This is a genomic window from Hymenobacter psoromatis, from assembly GCF_020012125.1.
Classification (GTDB): domain Bacteria; phylum Bacteroidota; class Bacteroidia; order Cytophagales; family Hymenobacteraceae; genus Hymenobacter; species Hymenobacter psoromatis.
Genome location: NZ_JAIFAG010000001.1, coordinates 1,461,697 through 1,480,684, shown reverse-complemented (window position 1 = coordinate 1,480,684; position 18,988 = coordinate 1,461,697). Strand labels below are relative to the sequence as shown.

19 protein-coding genes are annotated in these 18,988 nt (G+C 60.4%); 14 read left to right on the top strand and 5 right to left on the bottom strand.

The features are described from left to right. Window positions 1-29: 29 nt before the first annotated feature. The 10 genes from LC531_RS06400 to LC531_RS06355 all read left to right on the top strand — a co-directional run bounded on the left by LC531_RS06400 (window position 30) and on the right by LC531_RS06355 (window position 9,669). Entirely contained in the window at window positions 30-1,097 is a 1,068-nt protein-coding gene (locus LC531_RS06400) for an AI-2E family transporter (protein WP_223649483.1), read from the top strand. A gap of 95 nt (window positions 1,098-1,192) precedes the next feature. Next, complete coding sequence (gene paaA / locus LC531_RS06395) at window positions 1,193-2,146, top strand: 1,2-phenylacetyl-CoA epoxidase subunit PaaA (RefSeq protein WP_223649482.1); 954 nt, start codon at window positions 1,193-1,195, stop codon at window positions 2,144-2,146. Window positions 2,147-2,304: 158 nt separating this feature from the next. After that, the gene (gene paaB / locus LC531_RS06390; protein WP_223649481.1) at window positions 2,305-2,592 is read left to right on the top strand and encodes a 1,2-phenylacetyl-CoA epoxidase subunit PaaB; all 288 of its coding nucleotides are present in this window, start codon (window positions 2,305-2,307) and stop codon (window positions 2,590-2,592) included. Further along, window positions 2,592-3,395: a 1,2-phenylacetyl-CoA epoxidase subunit PaaC gene (gene paaC / locus LC531_RS06385; RefSeq protein WP_223649480.1), complete on the top strand. Its 804-nt coding sequence runs from the start codon at window positions 2,592-2,594 to the stop codon at window positions 3,393-3,395. The genes paaB and paaC overlap by 1 nt, the downstream gene beginning before the upstream one ends. Before the next feature lie 14 nt (window positions 3,396-3,409). After that, window positions 3,410-3,904, top strand: coding sequence for a 1,2-phenylacetyl-CoA epoxidase subunit PaaD (gene paaD / locus LC531_RS06380; RefSeq protein ID WP_223649479.1), 495 nt, complete (start codon window positions 3,410-3,412; stop codon window positions 3,902-3,904). 118 nt (window positions 3,905-4,022) lie between these two features. Continuing rightward, the gene (locus LC531_RS06375) at window positions 4,023-4,805 is read left to right on the top strand and encodes an enoyl-CoA hydratase-related protein (protein ID WP_223649478.1); all 783 of its coding nucleotides are present in this window, start codon (window positions 4,023-4,025) and stop codon (window positions 4,803-4,805) included. Between the two features lie 129 nt (window positions 4,806-4,934). Continuing rightward, the gene (locus LC531_RS06370; RefSeq protein ID WP_223649477.1) at window positions 4,935-6,095 is read left to right on the top strand and encodes a 3-hydroxyacyl-CoA dehydrogenase NAD-binding domain-containing protein; all 1,161 of its coding nucleotides are present in this window, start codon (window positions 4,935-4,937) and stop codon (window positions 6,093-6,095) included. After that, window positions 6,092-6,538, top strand: a complete 447-nt coding sequence (locus LC531_RS06365) for a PaaI family thioesterase (protein WP_223649476.1) — start codon at window positions 6,092-6,094, stop codon at window positions 6,536-6,538. Before LC531_RS06370 ends, LC531_RS06365 begins: the two co-directional genes overlap by 4 nt. 165 nt (window positions 6,539-6,703) lie before the next feature. Then, entirely contained in the window at window positions 6,704-8,764 is a 2,061-nt protein-coding gene (gene paaZ / locus LC531_RS06360; RefSeq protein WP_223649475.1) for a phenylacetic acid degradation bifunctional protein PaaZ, read from the top strand. Window positions 8,765-8,913: 149 nt separating this feature from the next. Continuing rightward, window positions 8,914-9,669 carry an enoyl-CoA hydratase/isomerase family protein gene (locus LC531_RS06355; RefSeq protein WP_223649474.1) on the top strand — a complete coding sequence of 252 codons (756 nt, stop codon included), beginning with the start codon at window positions 8,914-8,916 and terminating at the stop codon, window positions 9,667-9,669. A 180-nt stretch (window positions 9,670-9,849) separates the two neighbouring features. Here LC531_RS06355 and LC531_RS06350 read toward each other — a convergent pair whose 3' ends face one another. Then, complete coding sequence (locus tag LC531_RS06350; RefSeq protein WP_223649473.1) at window positions 9,850-10,353, bottom strand: DUF695 domain-containing protein; 504 nt, start codon at window positions 10,351-10,353, stop codon at window positions 9,850-9,852. A gap of 35 nt (window positions 10,354-10,388) precedes the next feature. Then, a complete protein-coding gene (locus LC531_RS06345) occupies window positions 10,389-12,200 on the bottom strand; it encodes an ABC transporter ATP-binding protein (RefSeq protein WP_223649472.1) in 1,812 nt (603 codons plus the stop codon). A 184-nt stretch (window positions 12,201-12,384) separates the two neighbouring features. Here LC531_RS06345 and LC531_RS06340 point away from each other — a divergent pair, with 184 nt between their 5' ends. After that, window positions 12,385-12,669, top strand: coding sequence for a hypothetical protein (locus tag LC531_RS06340; protein WP_223649471.1), 285 nt, complete (start codon window positions 12,385-12,387; stop codon window positions 12,667-12,669). A gap of 114 nt (window positions 12,670-12,783) precedes the next feature. On the opposite strand, the gene LC531_RS06335 is transcribed toward LC531_RS06340, so the two are convergent. Together LC531_RS06335 and LC531_RS06330 are read right to left on the bottom strand one after the other, a co-directional pair. Beyond that, a complete protein-coding gene (locus LC531_RS06335; protein WP_223649470.1) occupies window positions 12,784-13,212 on the bottom strand; it encodes a hypothetical protein in 429 nt (142 codons plus the stop codon). 108 nt (window positions 13,213-13,320) lie between these two features. Beyond that, on the bottom strand, window positions 13,321-13,611 hold the full coding sequence (locus tag LC531_RS06330; protein ID WP_223649469.1) for a hypothetical protein: 291 nt from the start codon (window positions 13,609-13,611) through the stop codon (window positions 13,321-13,323). 462 nt (window positions 13,612-14,073) lie between these two features. Here LC531_RS06330 and LC531_RS06325 point away from each other — a divergent pair, with 462 nt between their 5' ends. The 3 genes from LC531_RS06325 (at window position 14,074) to LC531_RS06315 (ending at window position 16,518) form a co-directional block, all read left to right on the top strand. Continuing rightward, window positions 14,074-14,481 carry a hypothetical protein gene (locus LC531_RS06325; protein ID WP_223649468.1) on the top strand — a complete coding sequence of 136 codons (408 nt, stop codon included), beginning with the start codon at window positions 14,074-14,076 and terminating at the stop codon, window positions 14,479-14,481. A gap of 132 nt (window positions 14,482-14,613) precedes the next feature. Continuing rightward, complete coding sequence (locus LC531_RS06320) at window positions 14,614-16,149, top strand: dihydrolipoamide acetyltransferase family protein (RefSeq protein ID WP_223649467.1); 1,536 nt, start codon at window positions 14,614-14,616, stop codon at window positions 16,147-16,149. A gap of 153 nt (window positions 16,150-16,302) precedes the next feature. Continuing rightward, complete coding sequence (locus LC531_RS06315) at window positions 16,303-16,518, top strand: hypothetical protein (RefSeq protein ID WP_223649466.1); 216 nt, start codon at window positions 16,303-16,305, stop codon at window positions 16,516-16,518. Window positions 16,519-16,631: 113 nt separating this feature from the next. Here the strand turns inward: LC531_RS06315 and LC531_RS06310 are convergent, their stop codons facing one another. Beyond that, window positions 16,632-18,758: a S9 family peptidase gene (locus tag LC531_RS06310; RefSeq protein WP_223649465.1), complete on the bottom strand. Its 2,127-nt coding sequence runs from the start codon at window positions 18,756-18,758 to the stop codon at window positions 16,632-16,634. Window positions 18,759-18,988 lie beyond the last annotated feature (230 nt).

Here is an 18,988-nt window from a genome sequence, read left to right as displayed (position 1 = left end):
TCGGCTGAGATTTTTTCCTCTGTCTTTTTATGAATCCAGCCCCTACCCCCCCATCCTCACCTGGTAGCGCCTACGTGTGGCGCGTAGGCGTTGCGGTAGGTATCACCCTCTTAGTCCTATTACTGACAGGCTTACTAGGCACGGCGTTCGGGGTTTTTTTGCGGGTGCTGGCGGCGCTGCTCATTGCCCTACCCCTGCGGGCGGGGGCCGACTGGCTGCATCGGCGCACGAAGCTGCCCACGGGGCTGGCGCTGCTAGTAGTGACGCTGCTAGTGCTGGGACTGCTGATGGGCATGGGCTGGCTGTTTTCGGACCGCATCAGCGAGCAGGTGCGCGGGCTGCAAGAGGAATTGCCGCGGGCCGTGCGCGACGTGCAGGCGCGGGTACAGGGTACCGAGTGGGGCCAGTGGCTGAGCCGCGAAAACATCGATTTTACCCACATCGCCGGGGGTACTTCGGCGTGGCTGGGCCGGGCCACGGGCATTTTTTCGAGCACACTCAGCGTGCTGGCCGATACCTACGTTATCGTGTTTCTGGCGCTCTTTATCGTCATTCAGCCCAAGCTCTACCGGGCGGGCCTGGTGATGCTGGTATCCAAGGCCCACCGCGAACGGGCCGACCAAGTACTTGACAAAATCAGTGATACGTTGGTGAAATGGGTGCTGGGCCGGCTGGTGTCGATGCTGGCCGTGGGCATGCTCACGGTGCTGGGCCTGTGGGCGCTGGGAATGCCGATGGCGGCAGTGCTGGGGCTATTTGCGGGGTTGGTGACGTTTATTCCCAATATCGGCCCCATCATTTCGATGGTGCCGGCGCTGCTACTGGCCTTCTTCAACGGCGGCCCCCACATGGCGCTCTACGTGCTGCTGCTGTACCTGGGCGTGCAAACGCTGGAAAGCGCGGCCGTGTCGCCGATAGTGCAACAGCGGCTGATTCTGATGCCGCCGGCGCTTATTTTCATCGGTCAGCTTATTATCGGCTCTTACACGGGGCTGCTGGGTCTTACGCTGGCTACGCCCATCATCGCCATTCTCATTGTGCTGGTGAAGATGCTCTACGTGCAGGACGTGCTGGGCGACGACTCGGTACAGGTGTGAGCGCGCTGTGCCCCTACCCCCCGGCCCCGCGCCGAAGCCGCTATTTTTGCGTTTCTTTGTTAAACTAACAACCGTTAGTTATCGTTGACCAGCTTATGGAAACTCCCAACCTCACCCCCGAAGAACAGTTTCAGGCCCGAATTGATGCCGACGTGCGCATCGAGCCCAAAGACTGGATGCCGGACGCCTACCGCAAAACGCTGATTCGGCAAATCTCGCAACATGCTCACTCTGAGCTAGTGGGGATGCTGCCCGAGGGCAATTGGATAACCCGCGCGCCGTCGCTCAAGCGCAAGTCTATCTTGCTGGCTAAGGTGCAGGACGAGGCTGGCCACGGCCTGTATTTGTACAGCGCGGCCGAGACGCTGGGTGTTTCGCGCGAACAGATGCTGAGTGATTTGCATTCGGGCAAAGCCAAGTATTCCAGTATTTTCAATTACCCTACCCTAAGCTGGGCCGATATGGGCTGCGTGGGCTGGCTCGTAGACGGCGCGGCCATCCTGAACCAGGTGCCGCTGTGCCGCACCTCCTACGGCCCCTACGCCCGCGCGATGGTGCGGGTGTGCAAAGAGGAAAGCTTCCACCAGCGCCAGGGCTTCGAAATAATGCAGACGTTGTGCGAGGGCGCGCCGACCCAAAAAGCAATGGCGCAGGAGGCCCTCAACCGCTGGTGGTGGCCCACGCTGATGATGTTCGGCCCCAAAGACAGCGAATCGCCCAACACGGAGCAAAGCATGAAGTGGCGCATCAAGCGCTTCACTAACGACGAGCTGCGCCAGAAATTCGTGGACATGATGGTGCCCCAGGCCGAGTTTCTGGGCCTGACCGTGCCCGACGAGCGGGTGAACTGGAACGAGGCCCGCCAGGCCTACGACTTCGGCGAGGTGGACTGGAACGAGTTCTGGAACGTGGTGAAGGGCAACGGCCTCTGCAACCACGAGCGCCTGCAAGCCCGCGTGCAAGCCCACGAAGAAGGCGCCTGGGTGCGCGAAGCAGCCCTGGCCCACGCGCAAAAGCGCGCGGCGCGGGAAGTGGCTGTGGCGGCGTAGAAAATGCGTTGCAACCAGTTGTCATTGCGAGCGCAGCGCGGCAATCTCTCCTTGTTGTTCGCATTGTTGGATTTACTACCCCTGGTGGAAGGAAAGATTGCCGCGCTGCGCTCGCAATGACAAGCATTTTGTACTGAAAATCAGCTAGTAATACACTAATGAACCAAGACGAATGGCCCCTGTGGGAGGTCTTCATCCGTAGCAAGCAGGGGCTCGACCATAAGCATGTGGGGAGCCTGCATGCCGCCGACGCGACAATGGCCGTGCAAAACGCCCGCGATGTGTACACCCGCCGCCAGGAAGGCGTGAGCATCTGGGTGGTGGAGTCGCGGCACGTGCACGCCTCTAACCCCGACGAGGCAGCCGAGTTTTTCGACCCGGCTAATGACAAAGCCTACCGGCACCCCACGTTTTACGACGTGCCGGCCTCCATCAAGCACATGTGATGATGCCCGACCTGGCCCCTACCCCGCCGCCGCCGGCCAATGCGGCTAATGCGGCTAACCCGCTGTTTCCGTTCGTGTTACAGCTGGCCGATACCAGCCTCATCCTGGCCCACCGCCTCTCGGAATGGTGCGGGCACGGCCCTGTGCTGGAGCAGGATTTGGCCCTGGCCAACATTGCGCTGGACCTGCTGGGCGAGGCCCGCAGCTATTACCAGTACGCCGCCGAACTGGAAGGCCGCGGCCGCACCGAGGACGACCTGGCCTACCTGCGCGCCGCCGTGGAGTACCGCAACCCGCTGCTGGTGGAGCAGCCTAATCACGACTTTGCCCACACCGTAGTGCGGCAGTTTTTATTCGATGTCTTTCACTACGAGCTACTTAGTGAGCTAAAGAGTGGTCCCGATGCGCAGCTGGCCGCCATCGCCGAGAAGTCGCTGAAAGAGGCCGCCTACCACCGCAAGTGGAGCGCCGAGTGGATGATTCGCCTCGGCGACGGCACTGCCGAAAGCCGCCGGCGCGTGGAAAAAGCCTTGGCCGTGCTCTGGCGCTACGCCGCCGAGCTGACCGCCCCTACCCCCCTCGAAATCGACCTGCACGGCCTGGGCCTAGTGCCCGACTACGCCACGCTACACGCCCGCGCCACCGCTTACGTGACCCACGTCTTTGCCGAGGCTACGCTGCCGGTACCTACCGCGGCCTTCGCGCAGCCCGGCGGCAAGTTGGGCCGCCACTCCGAGCACCTGGGCTACCTGCTGGCCGAATTACAGTATATGCAACGCACTTATCCCGGCCTCACGTGGTAGCTGTATCATCCTCCATGCCTACGGAAGCCCACATCTGGCAGCTGCTGGAAGAGGTGAGTGACCCCGAAGTGCCAGTGCTCAGTATTCTAGACCTGGGCATTGTGCGGGGGGTAGAGCTGGATAGTGAACAGATTACGGTTACCATCACGCCCACTTACTCGGGCTGCCCGGCCATGAGCGCCATTGCTACCGACATTCGGCTGCGGCTGCTGGCCGAGGGGCATACCAAAGTGATTATTAAAAACCAGCTTAGCCCGGCCTGGACCACCGACTGGATGAGTGCGGCCGGCCGCCAGAAGCTCGAAGAATACGGCATCGCGCCACCCGTGGACGGCACGGCCAGCGGCCACGTGCTCAACCTATTTGGGAAGGATACGGCCGTGCGCTGCCCGCTTTGCAAATCGGATAACACGCACCTGGTCAGCCAGTTTGGTTCCACGGCCTGCAAGGCACTCTACCAGTGCGATGACTGCCGCGAGCCGTTCGATTATTTTAAATGCCACGCTTGAATTAATGAGGGGGTAGGGTGCGGGGCCTACCCCCACCCATCGTTGCCCGAAACCCGCCCGAATTGGTCAACGACGGGCGGGGGCCAGCCCCGCACCCTACTTCCTCATTTCTAAAAATATGTCCGACAACTCCCTGCTTTACTCCTTCGCCGACGGCGTAACCACGCTCACGCTCAACCGGCCCGACGTATTCAATAGTATTCACAAACCCTTGGCAATGAGCTTACAGCAGCGCTTGCGCGAGTGCCAGGACAACCGCGAGGTACGGGCCGTAGTGCTCACGGGTACCGGCCGGGCCTTTTGCGCGGGGCAGGACTTGGGGGAGATAACCGGGCCGAATGCGCTCGATGTGGCCGACATTGTAACCCAGCATTACAACCCGATTGTGCTGCTAATTCGGGAGTTGGAAAAGCCGGTTATCGCGGCCGTGAACGGCGTGGCAGCCGGCGCGGGCACCAATCTGGCCCTGGCCTGCGACGTGGTAGTGGCCAAAGAATCGGCGGCGTTCATCCAGGCATTCAGCAAGATAGGGCTGGTGCCCGATAGCGGGGGCACGTACTTCCTACCACGCCTCGTGGGCTTGCAGCGCGCCAGCGCCCTCATGCTGCTCGGCGACAAGGTGAGCGCCACCGAAGCCGTGCAAATGGGCATGATTTACAAGGTTTTCGCCGACGAGGCTTTTGACCACGAAGTGGCCGCGCTGGCCCGCAAGCTTGCCGCGCTGCCCACCAAGGGCCTGGCTTACACCAAGCACCTACTCAACCGTAGCTTCGGCAACGACGTGGCCCAGCAGCTGCGTGCTGAGGCCGACTACCAGCTGCGCGCTGGCCAGACCGCCGACTACCGCGAGGGCGTCGCGGCTTTTCTGGAAAAGCGGCCGCCGATGTTTAGCGGGGAATAAATAAGTCGTCCGTCCTTGCGAGCAACGCGAAGTAATCGCACCCAAACGAGACCCGCACGATTTCGTTCGAGTACGACTGCTTCGCATTGCTCGCAAGGCCAAATGACTAATAATCAATACTAAACAAACATGACCATTGGAATTATTGGCAGCGGGGCGATGGGCGCAGGCATTGCGCAGGTGGCAGCCACGGCCGGCCACCCGGTGCGCCTGCTCGACCAGAACCCCGCCGCGCTTGAAAAGGCGCGGGCCGGCATCGAAGCCAGCCTGCGCAAGCTGATGGAGAAAGGCAAGCTGACGGCAGGGGCCGCCGCGGCTACGCTGGCCCGTCTGCACTTCACGAGCACCATGACGGACTTTGCCGATTGCGGCTTAGTCGTTGAGGCCATCGTGGAGGATTTAGCGGTTAAGCAGCAGGTTTTCAAGCAAGTGGAAGAAATTGCGTCGGCCGACTGCCTTTTGGCCAGTAATACTTCCTCGCTCTCGATTACAGCCATTGCGGCGGCTTGCCGGCGGCCGGAGCGCTTTCTCGGCATTCACTTTTTCAACCCGGCCCCGCTCATGCGGCTGGTCGAAATTGTACCAGCGGCGCAAACCCGCGCCGGGCTGGCCGAGGAGGTGAAAGCGCTGGTAACCAGCTGGGGCAAGACGCCGGTGCTGGCCCAGGATACACCCGGCTTCATCGTGAACCGGGTGGCGCGACCTTTCTACGGCGAGGCTATTCGGATTCTAGAGGAAGGCATCGCCGACGCGGCTACCATCGACTGGGCGCTGACTGAGCTGGGCGGCTTTCGCATGGGGCCGTTCGCGCTGATGGATTTCATTGGGCACGATGTTAATTTCCGGGTAACGGAGGCGGTATACGCCGGTTTTTTCTACGATTCGCGCTACCGGCCCTCCCTCACGCAGCAGCGGCTGCTGGCGGCTGGCTACCTGGGGCGCAAGGCGGGGTGGGGATTTTACGACTACGCGCCTGGCGCAGTGCCCCCTACCCCCCGCCGCGATGCTAAGCTGGGTTTGAGCATCTTACACCGCGTATTGGCGATGCTCATCAACGAGGCGGCCGACGCGCTGTACCTGCGCGTAGCCTCGCGTGAGGACCTGGAACTGGCCATGACGACCGGCGTGAACTACCCCCAGGGCCTGCTGGCTTGGGCCGACGCGCTGGGTCCGGCCCAGGTGCTGGCTACCCTCGACGGCCTCTACCACGAGTACCATGAGGACCGCTACCGCGCCAGCCCGCTGCTGCGCCGGCTGGCGCGGGATAATCAGACCTTTTTTTCCGTATGAGCCCTACCCCCGAATCGCCGAATTACGCGGCTACCGCGCAGCAGTGGCTGACGCAGCATGACCCGTTCAGCGCCTGGCTGGGGGTAGTGCTGGAAGAAGTGCGGCCCGGCTACTGCCGCCTGCGCCTGCCGGTGCGCCCCGAAATGCTCAACGGTTTCGGCCTAGTGCACGGCGGCATCACGTTCGCGGCGGCCGACACGGCGTTTTCCATCGCCTGCAACACCCACGGCCGCCAGAGTGTGGGCCTAGGTGCCACCATTGATTATTTGGAGCCCGGCCGGCCCGGTGATAATATCATCATCGAGGCCGAAGAAATGGGCCTCAAGCAGCGTATTGGCGTGTACGAGGTGCGCATCCATAACCAGGACGGGCTGCGGCTGGCGCTGTTTAAGGGCACGGCTTATCGCACTAGTCAGGAGAATAAGCTGTTGGCTGATAATTAGTTAGTTGTCCTTGCGAACATGTTGCGCGGCAATGGCATCCAAACGACGTCCGAACGACCGGCGCGGGTGTCGTTCGGAGGCGATTGCCGCGCTACGTTCGCAAGGACAGTTCCGCCTCCACCCCTCCCTACTACCCGCCTGCCCCCTCACCCTCCCACCCCAAACATGCTTACCCTCGAAAACTATATTCTCGGCCGCTGGACCCCCGGCGGCTCCGCTCCACACGAGCTGCGCGACGCCAGCACTGGCGAAGTTATTGCCCTGGCCAATACCGAAGGCTTTGATTTTGAGCAGATTCTGGCCTACGGCCGCCGCGTGGGTAACCCCAAGCTGCGCCGCCTGACCTTCCACGAGCGCGGCCGGATGCTGAAGGCGCTGGCTTTCCACTTGCAGGAAAAGAAGGAGCTTTTCTACGAGCTGAGCTACCGCTCGGGCGCCACGCGGGCCGACTCGTGGATTGACATCGAGGGCGGCATCGGCAACCTGTTTGCCAATGCTTCGCTGCGGCGCAAGTTTCCCGACAAGCCGTTTTACGTGGAGGGCGAGCCGGTGGGCTTGTCGCAGGGCGGCACTTTTATGGCCCAGCACCTGCTGGTGCCGAAGGAGGGGGTAGCGGTACACATCAACGCCTACAACTTCCCCATTTGGGGTATGCTGGAGAAAATCGCGGTAAACCTGCTGGCCGGCATGCCCGCTGTGGTGAAGCCCGCCGTACCCGGTGCCTACCTCACCGAGGCCGTGGTGCGCGAAATTATCGCCTCCGGCATCCTGCCCGACGGCGCGTTACAGCTCGTGGTGGGCTCGGGCCAGGGTATTCTGGACCACGTGACGTACCAGGATGTGGTCACCTTCACCGGTTCGGCGGCCACCGGCGCGAAGCTGCGCGCCCACCCGCGCATCATCAGCGAAGCGGTGCCGTTCACGCTGGAAGCCGACTCGCTCAACGCCGCCGTGCTGGGGCTCGACGCCCGGCCCGGCACGCCCGAGTTCGACCTCTTTATCAAGGAAGTACGCAAGGAAATGACGGCCAAGTGCGGGCAGAAATGCACCGCCATCCGCCGCGCCATTGTACCCGCCGACTTGCTCGAAGACGTGCAGATTGCCTTGGGTAAAGCGTTGGCCCAGACCACCATCGGCCACCCGCAAGCCGAGGGCGTGCGCATGGGTGCGCTGGCCGGCCGCGAGCAGGCCGAGCGCCTGCGCGAGCAAGTGCGCCAGCTGGTCAAGACTACCCCCATCGTGTACGGCGACCTCGACCACGTGGAGATTCTGGGCAAGGAGCGCGGGGCCGACGCGGCCAAGGGCGCGTTCATCTCGCCCATCGTACTACGCAACGACCAGCCATTCAAGCACCTGGATAGCCACGAGCTGGAAGCCTTCGGCCCCGTCGTGACGCTCATGCCCTACCACGACCCCGCTGAAGCCGTGGCCCTGGCCAACCTCGGCAAGGGCTCGCTGGTGTGCTCGCTGGCTACCAACGACCCGCGCCTGGCCCAGGAGTTTGTGCTGGGTGCGGCCACTCACCACGGCCGCATTCTGGTGCTCAATGGCGAGATGGCCAAGGAAAGCACCGGCCACGGCTCGCCCCTACCCCAGCTCGTGCACGGCGGCCCCGGCCGGGCCGGCGGCGGCCAAGAAATGGGCGGAATTCGGGGCGTCGAGCACTTCATGCAGCGCGTGGCGCTCCAAGGCTCGCCCAGCATGCTTACCGCCATTACGGAAGTGTACCAGACGGGCGCCAAAACGGTAGAATACGACAAGCATCCTTTCCAGCGCTACTTCGAGGAGTTGGAAATCGGCGAAACCTACACCACCCACAAGCACACCGTGACGGAGGCTGACATCAGCGCCTTTGCTGGTATTTCGGGCGATAATTTCTACGCGCACGTCGATGCTACTTCGCTGGAAGGCATGCTTTTCACCGGCCGCGTGGCTCATGGCTACTACATTTTGAGCAAGGCCGCCGGCATGTTCGTGGACCCGCGCAAGGGACCCGTTTTGCTTAACTACGGCCTCGACGAGTGCCGCTTCACCAAGCCCGTGTACCCCGGCACTACCATCGGCGTGACGCTCACGGTGAAGGAGAAAATAGGCCAAGAAAAGCGCGACGAAACCGACATCGCCAAAGGCATCGTGCGCTGGCTCGTAACCGTGACCGACGAAACCAAGGAAACCGTGGCCGTAGCCACAATTTTGACGATGGTGAAGAAGAAAAACCAGGAGTAATCCCTTATCAATCTCAATTGAAAAAGGAACGTCATGCTGAGCTTGTCGAAGCATCTCTAACGCTTCGCTGGGTTAGTAATCCTCATGGCGTGGTAGAGATGCTTCGACAAGCTCAGCATGACGTTCTTTTTAGTCTTTCCATACCCCCCATGAGCACCCTTACCGCCGGCCACGTCACCACTGCGACCGATGCCACTGGCATCACTACCATTACGTTTTTTCACCCGGCTCACAACTCGTTGCCCGGTACCATCCTGGCCCAGCTGGCCGCCGCTATCACCCAGGCCGGCCACGACGAAGCGACTAAAGTTATCATCCTACAAAGCGAAGGCGAGCGCACGTTCTGCGCCGGCGCCAGCTTCGATGAACTACGCGCTGTGGCCGATGCGGCGCAGGGACTAGCGTTTTTCTCGGGCTTCGCGCACGTTATCAATGCCTGCCGCACCTGCCCCAAGCTCATTATCGGGCGCGTGCAGGGCAAGGCCGTGGGTGGGGGGGTAGGGCTGGCCGCCGCCACCGACTACTGCCTGGCCACCACCCACGCCGCCGTGAAGCTCAGCGAGCTAGCCGTGGGCATCGGCCCCTTCGTGGTCGGCCCCGCCGTGGAGCGCAAAATCGGTTCCTCCGCCTTCGGCCAGTTGGCTATCGACGCCACGCAGTTTCGCTCGGCCGAGTGGGCCGCTGCCCGCGGCCTCTACGCCGACGTGCTGCCCGACCTCCCTACCCTCGATGCGGCCGTGCAAGCCCTGGCCCAGCGCTTGGCCACTTCTTCGCCCGAGGCTATGCGCGAACTCAAGCAAGTCCTGTGGGCCGGCACCGAGCACTGGGATACGCTGCTCGTGGAGCGCGCCGCCATAAGTGGCCGACTGGTACTAAGCGAGTTTACGCGGGTGGCCATTGGGTAATTCAACCGTGCGATGCGGCTATATCTTTGGCCTGTTGCACGGTTAATCCACCTCACCTCGGCAAGTCCCTAAAAAGACGAAACCCCGGCTGCGGAAACAACCGGGGTTTCAAAGAAGCAGGTGGTCAAGCACCTAACTTCTTTCTCCAACATGAGAGACAAACGTGCAGGAAGAATTAATCTACAAGCACTTAGCATTCGGCCCAAAAAAAAGTGCCACTCGGTCCCAACCTTTATCTTCCTTCATCTGATACTCCCAAGCTCTTGGTTGGCGCTTTTTAGTCAACTTAGTTAAAGCATCGTTCGCCTTCTCTGGGTCAGCTACAAAATAATACAGTTCTCGATAGCCTTTTACTGTTACGCGGCCCACATACTGGACAGCGCCCACCCGTTGCAGCGCCTGTGTAATAATATCCTCCGTTTCGTTTAGGACGGGGGCTTCCTCATGCGTGGGATGACCGTTTGGGTATTTATGGATAGTAGTTATATTGACTGCCAAGCACCAAGGAAAATCGGCTTTATAAGCGTAGTCTTTGTAGCCAAGGTTAGCTGTTATAAAAGCATCATTACCGCTTTGGTCAGTTACTTTTTGTATACACCAATTTTCTTTAGGCACCTTACTATCTTGAGCCACTGAGACTTGTATTTGCAAAGTAAAAATCACTAATAGTAAGATGAACTTCATCAGGTTGAAGTAAAAGAAGGATTTATTTAGCAAAGTTACAGCGCCGTGTCCAGCACCTCATCCCCATCATCGGCCATCGTCTTAGCTAATTTTTCGATGTTCAAACTCCGGGCGGAGGCGTCAAAAATCTCGCGGTAGGTGCCGCGCTTTTCGTAGAGTTCGGCGTGGGTGCCGCTCTCCACGGCTTCGCCTTTTTTCATGACGTAGATGCAGTCGGCATCCACGATTTGGGCGAGGCTGTGGGAGATGATGACTACCGTGCGGCCCTGCTTGATGGCGTCGAGGCTGTTTTTGATTTGCTCGGTGGCGATGGCGTCGAGGCTGGCGGTGGGCTCGTCGAGGAAGATGATGGGCGGGTTTTTGAGGAAGAGCCGGGCGATGGCGATGCGCTGCTGCTGGCCGCCCGAGAGCTGCTGGGCGTCGCTCTGGTAGCCCTTGGGCAGGTCCAGAATCTGGTCGTGGAGGTAGGCCTGGCGGGCGGCGGCTTCGATTTCGGCCTGGGTGGCGTGGAAGTTGCCGTAGCGGATATTCTCCTCGATGGTACCCTTGAAAATATGGTTTTTCTGGAGCACCAGCCCGATTTGCTGGCGCAGGGCGGGCGTGTCATATTCGGAGAGGGGTAGGCCGTCAAGAAACACGCCACCATTATCGGGGCGATAGAACTCGCACAAGAGATTGATAATCGTGCTCTTGCCCGCGCCACTGAGACCCACAAGCGCGGTGGTTTTGCCGGCCTCGATGGTCATGCTCACATCGTGCAGGGCGGCCGTGCCGCTGGGGTAGGTGAAGTTGACGTGGCGCAGCTCGAACGTACCATCCAAATGCGCGGGGCGCAGCGGGCCGGGGCGCTCGGTCTGGTCGTCGGCGTCGAGGATGGCGAAAAAGCCCTCGGCGTAGGTCAGGGCCTCGTTCATCTCGTCGTAGATGCGGTGCAGCTGCCGGATGGGGGCCGACACGTTGTTGAACAGCAGCACGTGGAACATGATGGCGCCAATGCTCATTTGGCCCACCAGCACGAGGTAGGCGGTGAGCACGATGATGGCCACCACGCCAATTTGCTCAAAAAACGACTTGAGGCCGTCGTAGCGGAAGTTGGTTTTGCGGGTCGTCAGCTGGGCTTCCTCCAGGCGGTTTTGCACGGCAAGCTGCTTGTCGCCTTCATAGGCTTCGCGCACGAAGCTCTTAATGACCACGATGCTGTCGATGATGCTGATGAGGCCGTGGTTTTTCTCCTCGCGCAGGCTGCGCAACATGCGGCGGGTGCCGTTGAGGCGGTCAGCCTGCCGGTAGCTCAGCCAGAAATACACGGGCAGGATGGACAGCGCCACCAGCCCTACCCACTTATTAGCCAAGAACATAACTACCAGCGCTACCAGCGCGTTGGCAAACAGCGGCAGGATGTCGATGAAGAAGTTTTGCACCAGCTTCATCAGGCTCTCTACCCCCCGGTCGATGCGCGTTTGGAGCTTGCCGGTCTGGTTGCCGCCTTCCGAGAAAAAGCCCAGCTCGTAGCCCAGAATCTTAGTCACGGCGGCCTCGGCCAGCGCACCCGACACGCTGATACGGATTTTCTCGCCGTAGTATTTCTGGCCGAATGTGATGCCCGTATTCAGTAATTCTTTGGCTAATAACAGCACGCTCACCCACACCAGCATGTGCCAGCCCTGGGCCAAACCCTGGCCTTTATTCAATAAATTCTGCACCGTATCGACGGTATAGCGCAACACGAAGGGGTTGACCTGAGCGGCCAGCGAGCCCACCAGCGTGAGCAATAACGTGCTGACGACCAGGCGGCGATACGGCCGCACGAAGGGCAGCAGGCGTTGAATTATTTGCCAAAGGCTCATGGGTGGGCGGGGCAATGGAAACAAGCACCTAGACGCACGTCATGCGGCAGGGGTTGTTTGCACGCCCTACCCCCCGCCCGGGCCGCGACCGGCCCGCCGCATACGATTTTGTGCCGAATGCCAGTTTAGAGCGCGGTGGCACGGTGCTGCCAACTGCTTCTCTCCTTTTTTCCGCAAAAAACTCATGTTGAAAACCGCTCTTTCTCTTTGCCTGCTCGGGCTCCTAAGCGTTGGCTCCGCGGCGGCCCGCCCGGCGAGCTGGCCCTTCTGGTTCTCCAGCCCCGAGCGCCACGGCCAGCGCAAGCTACCCGGCGACTACACTCACCACTATGGCACCTACCGCTACCACAGCCACCAAGACAACGGAGTGTTCAGCTTTCTGCACGGCAGTGGGCGCGCTTCGGCCCGGCACCAGGGGCCGCTGCACGCCCGCAAAAGCAGCCACCGGCGCACTACGGGGCTGTTTTAAAACCGCTATTTACCAGTGAAGTGTCAGTACTTCGCACTGCTCGTACTGACAAGCAATGAAAAAACAGCCGGCCGCGAGAGCGGCCGGCTGTTTGTGTTTCAGGCTAAACGCGGGTTACTGGGCAGTTTGCGGGTTGGCCTGCATCTGGCCCTGGCGCATGGCCTGGCCGCGCTCGCGGCGCTGGCCTTCGAGGGTCGTGTACTGCGTAAACTGCTCGGGGGTGAGCACGGCCTTGAGTTGGTCCTCATATTTAGCGCGCATCGTTTGCATCTGCTCGCGCATTTGCTTGCGGTCGCCGGTGCCAGCCTGCATCTGGCCGCGCATGGTTTGCATTTCCTGGTCGCGGGCCAGCATGATTTGCTGCACTTTAGTTGACTGGTCGGCGCTCAGGTTCAGGCGCTTGGCCAGACCCTGAGCTTGGCGGGCGGCCATTTCGTCGGGGGTGCGCTGGGGGCCGCCGCCTTGCTGGGCGGGGGCAGTTTGGGCCGAGGCGGCGGTGGCGGACAGGGCGAGCGCCAGCAGGGGCAACAGAAACTTTTTCATGGAACAAAAGAAGATTTAACGAGAAAAGAAGGGGGTAAGAAAAGTAGTTGGGGCCGGCAGTTGTAAGAACTTAGATGCCCGGCCGGCCGATAGGTTTAGTGCGACGAATTAGTAGCGGCGATACTGGGCTTCCCAGCGGGCGTGCTCCTCACGGCGTACACGGTAGTCTTGGGCGTAGCCGTAGTTGTGGCCCATTTCCCAGTGGCGACGCTCTTGCATCGACACGCGGTGGTCACGGTCGAAACCGTAATTCTGGTCGCGGTCGAAGCGGTCGTCGTGACGGTCGTACTCGTAGCGGTCGCGGCGGTCGTGGTCATTAGCGGGGGTAGGGGCGGCAAAAGCGCTGGTGCTGGCGAGCAGGGTGGCGGAAGCGAGGGCGGCAAACAAGAAGGATTTCATGACGAGGAGAAGATGGAAGGTGAGATGCTAACCGCGCCGGCGGCCTAGGCATCGGCGGCTGGTTGATGATGCTTTTGCAAACAGCCGGCCGCAAATACGCATTGCGGACCGCGGTAGCCCGTTCACCCCCCCAAACCCCGACCAACGCCCCAATTATGTCGATTGAGAGTCGCTAGACCAATCATGCCAACTCTACTTCGCTAACTGGTTAGCTCCGCTTTTCCCTTTTCACCTCTTTCGCAGTTTATAGTACGCTTGAATTTCAAATCTTATTTTCGGCTATTCGACACCGAAACTGCGGAGTGCGCTTGGCATGAATACTGCGCATAATTGAGGAAGAATGACTGGCCCGTAGGCAAGAGGGCGGCCGTAGTGGATGTACTGCGTAAGAAAACAATGGAAGAAGTTGTAAAGTCACTGTCAACTAGCTGGCGGCCGGCACGTTGGGTCGTTATCCCTTTTTTGCTCTTTATCTACGCTCAGGCTGTGCGTAATGAGCTACGCGCTCCAGCCACCATTTCACGGGGCGAGGCAGTAATTCTGTTAGTAGCTCCGGTTGGAATTTGGCTTGTTTACAGGGTAATTAACAGCAGTTTCGCTACTGCCTTTGATGCCAGCACTCTGTACCTGTACAAGAAGTTGGGTACGGAGCAAATTCCACTGAACCAAGTCAATAAAATTAAATTCACCATGTTCAGAGTAGGCTATCAGCATTACTGGAAAATAGGCTACTTCGATGCAGCCAACCAGCAACAGTCTGTGCGAATAATTCCCAGCGTTCAGCTACAAGCTTTTGAGCAAGCAGTGCGCCAGAAAAATCCTAGGGTTGAGGTCAGCAATTGGTCTCACTCATTTGACTTCGACCAGTAATCAAGCACTGATTTAGTTGACAACGCCCCCGCCCGCCCCGCCCGCGCGGGGGCGTTTGGCTGCTGCTTACCTTTGCGTCCCAATTCTCTTCCCTACCCCACCCTTCTTTTTTAAGACCCCCCGCCCCCGATTATGGCCCGAGTGGAAATGACGATGCCCAAGATGGGCGAATCCATCATGGAAGGCACCGTGCTGAAATGGCTCAAGCAAGTTGGTGATGCCATTGAGCAGGATGAGTCGGTGCTGGAAGTAGCTACTGACAAGGTAGATACCGAAGTGCCCGCCCTACACGCCGGTACCCTGGCCGAAATCCTGGTGCAGGAAGGCGAAGTGGTAGCCGTGGGCGCGCCCATTGCCCGCATCGAGACGGCGGCCGGCACGGCCCCTACCCCCCCCGAAAACCCCGACGAGCTGCAAGAAGCCAGCGCCGAGCCGCCCTTCACCGAGCCCGAGAATGTTCCGCCGCTGCACCCCGCCCCGGCCGGCGACGAAAGCGTACCCTACCTGCCCGGCCCCGGCGCGCCCATAGCGCCGACTAAGCCCGGCGCGCCGGCCACGATGCCGCCCGCCGCCGAGGCGCACCCGGTACTGCCCGGCCGCTTTTACTCGCCGCTGGTGCTTAGCATTGCCCGCGAGGAAACCATCGGCATGGCCGACCTGGAGCGCCTGCCCGGCACCGGCCAGGACGGCCGCGTGACCAAGCAGGACATTCTGGCCCACGTGACGGCCGGCAAGCCCGCGCTGGTGCCGGCCGCGCAGCCGGCTGCGCCGGCTCCTACCCCCCCACCGGCCGCCAGCCCCGCGCCTACCCCGGCCCTCAACGGCCAGCAGGCCCCGCAGCCGGTGGCCGCGCCCGCTCCGAAAACCGAACCCTCCGCTGCCCAAAAGGCGCAACCAGAAACCAGAGCCCAAGAACCAGGAACCCAAAAGCCAGAACCCAAAAAACCGTCCATCTCCGGCAACCAGGAATTGCTGGAGATGGACCGCATGCGCAAGCTGATTGCCCAGCGCATGGTGGATTCCAAGCGGATTTCGCCGCACGTGACGAGCTTCGTGGAGGCCGACGTGACGGAGCTGGTGACCTGGCGCAACCAGCACAAGGATGCGTACAAGAAGCGCGAGGGCGAAAACCTGACCTTCACGCCCATTTTCGTGCAGGCCGTGGCCCGCGCCATTCAGGACTTTCCGGGTATCAACGTATCGGTGGAGGGCGACTATATTATCAAGAAGAAGGATATTAATGTGGGCGTGGCAGTGGCCCTACCCTCCGGCAACCTCATCGTGCCGGTGATTCACAATGCCGACCGCCTCAACCTCAATGGCCTGAGCAAGAAGGTGAACGACCTCGCCAACCGCGCCCGCCAAAACAAGCTCAAGCCCGAAGACCTCGAAGGCGGCACCTACACGCTGAGCAACGTGGGCTCGTTTGGCAACGTCATGGGCACGCCCATTATCATGCAGCCGCAGGTGGCCATTATGGCCGTGGGCGTTATCAAGAAAAAGCCGGCCGTGATTGAGACGCCGCAGGGCGACTTCATCGGTGTGCGGCACTTTATGTTCCTGAGCCACAGCTATGACCACCGCGTGGTAGACGGCTCTTTAGGCGGCATGTTCGTGCGCCGGGTGGCTGATTATTTGGAGCAGTTCGACCCGAACACGACAGTCTAGCGGGTTGTTGATGCTGCAAAAAAAGAACGGTCATGCTGAGCTTATCGAAGCATCTCTACCACGCCGAGAAAGTTAGTAATCCTAACGACCGCGGTGGAGATGCTTCGACAAGCTCAGCATGACCGTTTTTTTATTCTTGTCTTTCAGTAAGTTATGAAAAATATCGCATTCATCGCTACCCTGGCCGTGTCGCTGGGGCTGATTATTTTCCTGTACTGGCGGCTCACCGTCACTCAAAACGCGCTGGCTGATGCGCAGCGACAAAGCGCGGCCTGCGAGCAGGTTACCTTTCAGCTGCAAGCCCAGCTGAGCGCCGACGAAAAAGACGCGGCGGCTCACACGACCACTGCGCCCTCTACGCTACGTTGATGTATACCCGAAGTAGGGTGCGGGGCTTGTCCCCGCCCGTCGCTGAACGACACCAACGCGAGTCGTTCAACGACGGGCGAGGACAAGCCCCGCACCCTACGGGGCGTACTATTTTACAGCGCCTTCTGGCCTAATAGCAGGAGCAGAAAAGCGTACTGCCGGGCCACGTCGTGCAGGGCCTTAAAGCGGCCGGAAGCGCCGCCGTGGCCGGCTTCCATGTCGGTATGCAGCACCAATAAATTGTGGTCAATTTTGGTAGCGCGCAACTTGGCGACCCACTTGGCGGGCTCGAAATACTGCACCTGCGAATCGTGCAGGCCGGTGATTACCAGCATATTAGGATAGGCCTGGGGCTTCACGTTGTCGTAAGGCGAGTACGAGAGCATGTAGTCGTAGGCGGGCTGGTCGGCGGGGTTGCCCCACTGCTCGTACTCGCCGGTGGTGAGCGGGATGCTGGCGTCCGACATGGTGGTAACCACATCCACGAACGGCACGGCCGCGATAACGCCCTTGTAGAGGTCGGGCCGCAGGTTTACAACCGCGCCCATGAGCAGGCCGCCGGCGCTGCCGCCCAGCGCGAAGAGCTTGGCGGGTGAGGTGTATTTCTCCTTGATAAGATACTCGGAGCAATCGATAAAATCGGTAAACGAGTTCATCTTGCGCAGCATACGGCCGTCCTCAAACCACTGGCGGCCCAGCTCCTGCCCGCCCCGAATGTTGCAGAGTACGTAGGCGAAACCACGGTCGAGTAAGCTCAGGCGGGCCGACGAAAACGTGGGGTCCATCGAGAGGCCGTAGGAGCCGTAGGCGTATTGCAGCACCGGCCCTTGGCCGTTTTTGTGGAAGCCCTTCTTATAAACAATGGCAATGGGGATGCGCTTGCCGTCGCGGGCGGTCACGAACTGGCGCTCGGTCACGTAGTCCTGCTTGTCGAAGCCGCCCAGCACCGGCTGCTCCTTGCGCAGGGCCAGCTGGTGGGTGGCCATGTCGTAGTCGTAGGTGCTGGCGGGGGTCGTGAAGGAAGTGTAGGTAAAGCGCAACAGCGGCGTATCAAACTCGGGGTTGGCCCCGATAAAGGTGGTGTAGGCCAGCTCGGGGAAATCCACCACGCGCCCTACCTGGTCCTTGAAATTGATAACCCGTAATTGCCGAATGCCTTCGGCGCGCTCGTTGAGCACCAGGTAGTCCTTAAACAGCTCCATCTGCTCCAGAAACACATCGGCGCGCGGCGGGATGACTTCCTGCCACTGGTCGCGGCCGGGGCTGGCGAGCGGCGCGGTCATCACCCGGAAGTTGGGCGCTTCCCAGTTGGTAAACACGTAAAACTTGCCGTTGGCATCCTGCACCTCGTAGAGCAAATCGGGGGTGCGCGGCGCAAGTATCTTGAACTCGCCGGTGGGGGTAGCAGCATCGAGGTAGCGGTACTCCGACGAAAAGGCGCTGCTTAGCTCAATGCCCAGGTACTGGCGCGACTTGCTGCGGCTGACGTGCAGGCCGAAGGTGTCGTCTTTCTCCTCGTACACGAGCACATCCTGAGCCGGGTCGGTGCCGAGCGCGTGGCGGTATACCTGGTAGGGCAAGAGCGTGGTTACGTCCTTTTTAGCGTAGAAAACCGTCTGGTTATCAGCGGCCCACGCGGCGTTACCTTCCACGTTGACGATTTTTTCGGGGTAGAGCTGGCCGGTTTTCAGGTTCTTGAAGCGCAGCGTGTAGAGGCGGCGGCTCACAGTATCGGTGCTGAAGGCCAGCAGCTCGTTGTTGTCGCTCACCTCGTAGCCGCCGATGGCGAAGTAGCTGTGGCCCTGGCCCATCTCGTTGCCGTTGAGCATGATTTCCTCCGCGCCTTGCAGGCTACCCGCTTTGCGACAATAAAGCGGGTATTCGCCGCCGGTTTCGTAACGGGTGTAGTAGTAATAGCCGTGGTCGCGGTAGGGCACGGACTCGTCCTGCTCCTTAATGCGACCCTTCATCTCGGTGAACAGCTTAGCCTCCAGCTCTTTGACCGGGGCCATCTGCTGGTCAAAATACGCGTTTTCATCCTTCAGGTAGCCGAGCACTTCGGGGTTGTCGCGCTCATTGAGCCAGTAGTAGTTGTCGGTGCGGGTGCCGTAGGGCGAAACAAGCGCCTTAGGCCGGCTCGTAGCAAGGGGGGGGGTAGGCATGGGAGAAGGCGGAGCGGATTGGGCCTGCGTGGCCAGCACCGCCAAGCTGAGAAGCCCAAAAGTAGCTAGTTGTTTCATAAGAGGTAGTGGAGAAGGCGAAGCCCAAATCAACGGGGTAATTCCCAGAAATTTGTGGGCTAATCTGGGTTCTCAGAGCTTGGCCTAAGGCGTTGGCCATCAAAACTAAGAGCGCGGCGGCTGGCGAACGAGAACCAGCAAGTGGTCCGCTAGCTTAGGCTGGCGGTTAGGGCCGGGCCATCGGGCAGGTATAGTCCTGCCTCTAATAAACGCGACCTTTGCGGCCCGCA